The sequence below is a fragment of the Devosia sp. genome (genome assembly GCF_034675085.1).
Classification (GTDB): Bacteria; Pseudomonadota; Alphaproteobacteria; order Rhizobiales; family Devosiaceae; genus Devosia.
The window spans coordinates 1-3,213 of sequence record NZ_JAUCDN010000356.1; the positions used below are offsets into that span (position 1 = coordinate 1).

4 protein-coding genes are annotated in these 3,213 nt (G+C 63.0%); all 4 read right to left on the reverse strand.

What is annotated here, in order from left to right; translation table 11 throughout:
* Nucleotides 1–1,178 (reverse strand): NADH-quinone oxidoreductase subunit NuoE (gene nuoE / locus VDP82_RS16130; protein ID WP_323015850.1); only part of this gene is annotated, 1,178 nt, incomplete at its 3' end.
* Complete coding sequence (locus VDP82_RS16135; RefSeq protein ID WP_323015851.1) at nucleotides 1,178–2,371, reverse strand: NADH-quinone oxidoreductase subunit D; 1,194 nt, start codon at nucleotides 2,369–2,371, stop codon at nucleotides 1,178–1,180. The genes VDP82_RS16135 and nuoE, both read right to left, overlap by 1 nt.
* The gene (locus tag VDP82_RS16140; RefSeq protein WP_323015852.1) at nucleotides 2,368–2,985 is read right to left on the reverse strand and encodes an NADH-quinone oxidoreductase subunit C; all 618 of its coding nucleotides are present in this window, start codon (nucleotides 2,983–2,985) and stop codon (nucleotides 2,368–2,370) included. The genes VDP82_RS16135 and VDP82_RS16140 overlap by 4 nt, the downstream gene beginning before the upstream one ends.
* Nucleotides 2,986–2,996: 11 nt before the next feature.
* On the reverse strand, nucleotides 2,997–3,213 hold a 217-nt coding region (gene nuoB, locus VDP82_RS16145), incomplete at its 5' end, for an NADH-quinone oxidoreductase subunit NuoB (protein ID WP_323015853.1).

The following is a 3,213-nucleotide window of genomic DNA, read 5'->3' on the forward strand; positions in this document are numbered from 1 at the left end:
CCGCCCTTGGCGAGCGCCTTGGCCTGCTTGATCCATTCGTCGCGCTCGATGCGGCCCCGGAAATTCAGCACCTCGTCGACACGCACGATATCGGCCTTCTTGAACTTGGCGATCTGGTCGAAGCGGGTGATGCCCAGGGCGTTGAGCCGCCCTTCCAGCACCGGGCCCACGCCCGAGATCAGCTTGAGATCGTCCGCCGCGCCTTCCGGCTTTTCGAACAGCGGGGCAAGAGGGGCGTCCCCGCCCTTGGCCTGATTGGCGCCAGGCGCGAGGATGGTGCGGGCCGGCCTTGCAGCCTTGGATTCGGCGCCCACGGCCTTTTCCCGCATCGCCTTGTTGGGCCGGCCATCGGCCTTGGCCTCGATGGCGGCCTGCTTGCGCTCGAGTTCGGCGGTGGCCAGGGAAACCTTGGCCTGCCTGGGCGTGCCCTTCAGCGCCGGAGCGTTCTCCTCGGCCACATCCTTGGGCTTGGACGCCGTGGTAGGAGCGGGAGCGGCGGCGGGCGCCGCCGGTGCGGCTTCGGCCTCGGGCTGCGGTGGTGGAACGAATTTCTCGCGCTTGGCGCTGGGCGCCTCCAGCAGCGTGGTGCGCCCGCCTTCGGCGGCGGCATTTTCACGGCTGATCTGGGTGCCCGGCTTCACGGTGTCGCCCTTGCCGGCGTGGAAGGCGTCGATGATCTCTTCCAGCCGCTCGGGGGTCAGGTCTTCATAAGTATCCTGGAAAATGGCGACCATCGGCGCGTTCACGCAGGCCCCGGCGCATTCCACCTCTTCCCAGCTCAGCGTGCCATCTTCATTGAGATGATGCGGCTCGTGGTGGATCTTGCTCTTGCAGACCTCGATCAGCCCCTCGGCGCCGCGCAACATGCAGGGCGTCGTGCCGCAAACCTGGATATGGGCGCGGGTGCCGACCGGCTGCAACTGGAACTGGGTGTAGAAGGTGGCCACTTCCAGGACGCGAATATAAGCCATATCCAGCATCTGGGCGATCGTCTCGATGGTGGCGCGACTGACCCAGCCATCCTGTTCCTGCGCCCGCATCAGCAGCGGAATGACCGCCGAAGCCTGCCGGCCGGGCGGATAATTCCCGATCTTCCATTCCGCCCATTTGGCGTTTTCAGCATTGAACGCGAACTCGGCCGGTTGAACCGACTCATCCGCAAGGCGTCGCGTAGCCATCAGCGATCAACCTCTCCGAACACGATATCGAGCGAGCCTAGGATAGCCGAGACGTCAGCCAGCATATGGCCGCGACACAGAAAATCCATGGCTGACAAATGCGCGAAGCCCGGCGCGCGGATATGGCAGCGATACGGCCGGTTACTGCCGTCGCTGACCAGATAGACGCCGAATTCGCCCTTGGGCGCTTCCACCGCAGCATAGACCTCGCCGGCCGGAACCTTGTAGCCCTCGGTGTAAAGCTTGAAATGGTGGATGAGCGCTTCCATCGACCGCTTCATCTCGCCGCGCTTGGGCGGAACCACCTTGCCGTCAGTGGAGGACACGGGGCCCTTGCCGTCGGCGGCGTTCAGCTTGGCCACGCACTGCTTCATGATCCTGGTAGACTGGCGCATCTCTTCCATGCGGATGAGATAGCGGTCCCAGCAATCGCCGTTCTTGCCCACCGGAATGTCGAAATCCATCTCGGCGTAGCATTCATAGGGCTGGCTTTTGCGCAGGTCCCATGCGGCGCCCGAGCCGCGCACCATCACCCCCGAAAAGCCCATATTCCAGGCGTCTTCGAGCTTGACCACGCCGATATCGACGTTGCGCTGCTTGAAGATGCGGTTTTCCGTCAGCAACACATCGAGGTCTTCGATGAAGTTGAGGAACGGATCGCAGAACGCCTCGATGTCATCGATCAGCGCCTGCGGCAGGTCCTGATGAACCCCGCCGGGACGGAAATAGGCCGCATGCATGCGAGCGCCCGAAGCGCGCTCGTAAAAGATCATCAGCTTTTCGCGCTCTTCGAAGCCCCAGACCGGCGGGGTCAGCGCGCCCACGTCCATGGCCTGCGTGGTGACGTTCATCAGATGGGCGAGCAGGCGCCCGATTTCCGAATAGAGCACCCGGATCAACTGGCCGCGGCGCGGCACTTCCAGCCCGAGCAGCTTTTCCACCGCCAGGGCGAAGGCGTGTTCCTGGTTCATCGGCGCCACATAGTCGAGGCGGTCGAAATAGGGCACGGCCTGCAGATAGGTCTTGGACTCGATCAGCTTTTCGGTGCCGCGATGGAGCAGCCCCACATGAGGGTCGACCCGCTCGACCACTTCGCCATCCAGCTCCAGGATCAGGCGCAAAACACCATGCGCCGAGGGGTGGACGGGACCAAAGTTGATCGTGAAATTGCGGACTTCGGCTTCAACGGTCATGGCTTGGCCTTCTCGTCGCCGGGCAGCACATAATCGGTGCCTTCCCAGGGCGACAGATAGTCGAACGAACGATATTCCTGCATGAGCTTGACCGGCTCATAGACCACGCGCTTGCGCTCCTCGTCATAGCGCACTTCCACGAAACCGGTGGTGGGGAAGTCCTTGCGCAGCGGGTGTCCGTCGAAACCGTAATCGGTGAGAATCCGGCGCAGATCGCCATGGCCGGAGAACAGCACGCCGTAAAGATCGTAGGTTTCCCGCTCATACCAGTCGGCGCCCTTGAACACACCGGTGATGCTGGGAACCGGGGTCACGTCATCGGCCTCGACCCGCACACGGATGCGCTGGTTCAGATAGGGGCTCATGAAGTGGTAGATGACATCAAAACGCTTGTCGCGCCCGGGATAGTCGGCCCCGCAGACATCAACGAAACTCACGAAGCGGCACCGCGGATCATCGCGCAGGAAAGTGGCGACCGCCACGATCTGCGCCGCATCGGCCGTCAGGGTCAATTCGCCATAGGCAACGGCATGGGACAGGATCGCCGGCCCCAGCGCACCGGCGACATGCGCGCCGAGCTCCACAAGCGGATCGAGCTGGATTGCTTCATCCATTCTGGGTGATCCTAGCGTTCGATGGTGCCGGTACGGCGGATTTTCTTTTGCAGCAGCAGAATGCCGTAAAGCAGCGCTTCGGCAGTCGGCGGGCAGCCCGGCACATAGACGTCCACCGGCAGGACGCGGTCGCACCCGCGCACCACCGAATAGGAATAGTGGTAGTAACCACCGCCATTTGCACAACTGCCCATGGAGATCACATAGCGCGGCTCTGGCATCTGGTCG

Excerpts from the sequence above, each read along its gene's own strand:
- VDP82_RS16135 (WP_323015851.1), bottom strand. The coding sequence starts at position 2,371 with ATGACCGTTGAAGCCGAAGTCCGCAATTTCACGATCAACTTTGGTCCC.
- VDP82_RS16140 (WP_323015852.1), bottom strand. The coding sequence starts at position 2,985 with ATGGATGAAGCAATCCAGCTCGATCCGCTTGTGGAGCTCGGCGCGCAT.